The organism is Leisingera sp. F5, from assembly GCF_001593695.1.
On sequence record NZ_LUKH01000881.1, the window covers coordinates 1 to 1523 of the forward strand.

Consider the following 1523-nt stretch of genomic DNA (forward strand, 5'->3'; position numbering starts at 1 on the left):
GTCGATGATGGAGCCGCCGAACTCGGGGCCGAACCAGGCCTCTACATAAGGGGTTTTCACTTTCAGCGGGTTGCCCAGAAAGTCGGTCTGGGTCTCGTCGACGGTCTCAAAGCTGAGGTTCAGAAAACGTTGCACGGTGACAGCGCAGAAGGCGCCGATCATGAACAGGGCCCCATGGGCAAAGTTCACCACGCCAAGCGTGCCGAAGATAAGTGTCAATCCCAGCGCGATCAGCGCATAGGCCGAGCCTTTGTCGAGCCCGTTCAGGATTTGCAGGAGAATGGCGTCCATGGGTCCCACCGTTCGTCAGGTCAGGGAAGGGTCTTCCGGCAATGCCGGAAGACCCGCGATGCGGCGCAGCCGGATTCCGGTACGGAATCCGGGCCGGAACTATTGCATAATTCCGGCGCCAGTGGCGGGCTTCAGGCGCCCGGGTTGCAGGAGCCCAGTTGGCCGCCGGCAAACATCGGGTGGTCCGGTGCGTATTCCACCTGTGCACGCGGGGTGACCTCGACCACTTCCAGAAGGTCGAATTCCGAGGTCGGATTTTCCTTACCGCGCACCACCAGAACGTCTTTGAAACACTGGTGGTCTTCGGCGCGGTACAGGGTCTTGCCATTGCCCAGCCCGTCGAATTCAAAGCCTTCCAGCGCTTCGGCAACACCGCAGGGGTTGAAGGTGCCCGCACGCTCAACCGCATCCGCATAAAGCAGCGTCTGGCAGTAGGTGGTATGGGCAGCCTGGCTCGGCGGGAAGCCGTATTTGGTGCCGAAGGATTTGACGAACGCTTTGGAGCCTTCGTCCTGCAGCGTCCAGTGCCAGTTGGTCGAGCCGTGGATGCCTTTCACGTTGGCGCCTGCCCCCTTGGCCATCAGGCGGGAGTAGAGCGGCACGACGATCTCGAAGTTCTTGCCGTTCACCACCTTGTCGCGCAGGCCGAACTGCACCGCATTGGTCAGCGAGTTCACCATGTTGCCGCCATAGTGGTTCAGCACCAGCACATCAGCGCCAGAGTTCAGAACCGGCGCGATGTAGGAGGAAAAGTCGGTCGCGGCCAGCGGCGTGCGCACCTTGTTCACGGTGTTCCAGCCCAGGGCCTCGGTTGCGGCTGCAATCGATTCTTCCTGGGTCCAGCCCCAGGTGTAATCGGCGGTCAGGTGATAAGCGGTGCGGTCGGTGCCATAGAGGTTCTTCAGCACCGGCGCCAGCGCCGCGCCCGACATATAGCCGTTGAAGAAGTGGCGGAAACCGTTGGCTTTTTTGTCTTTGCCGGTGGTGTCGTTGGAATGCGTCAGGCCGGCCATGAAGATCACGCCTGCCTCCTGGCAGAGACCCTGCACGGCGATGGCAACACCCGAGGACGAGCCGCCGGTGATCATCACCGCGCCGTCTTTTTCGATCATCGACTTGGCCGAGGCACGGGCGGCATCGGATTTGGTCTGGGTGTCGCCGGTGACATATTCCACCTTCTTGCCCAGGATGCCGTTCCCTTGCAGCGCCTTGGAGCTGAAGGTGTTCATCAT

At 61.2% G+C, this 1523-nt stretch carries 1 protein-coding gene and 1 pseudogene; both read right to left on the reverse strand.

What is annotated here, in order from left to right; all coding sequences use genetic code 11:
* A pseudogene (locus A2I95_RS37035) lies at positions 1-291 on the reverse strand (branched-chain amino acid ABC transporter permease); the annotation flags it as partial.
* 131 nt (positions 292-422) lie between these two features.
* A partial coding sequence (locus A2I95_RS37040; RefSeq protein WP_291737463.1) for a substrate-binding protein occupies positions 423-1523 on the reverse strand: 1101 nt, incomplete at its 5' end.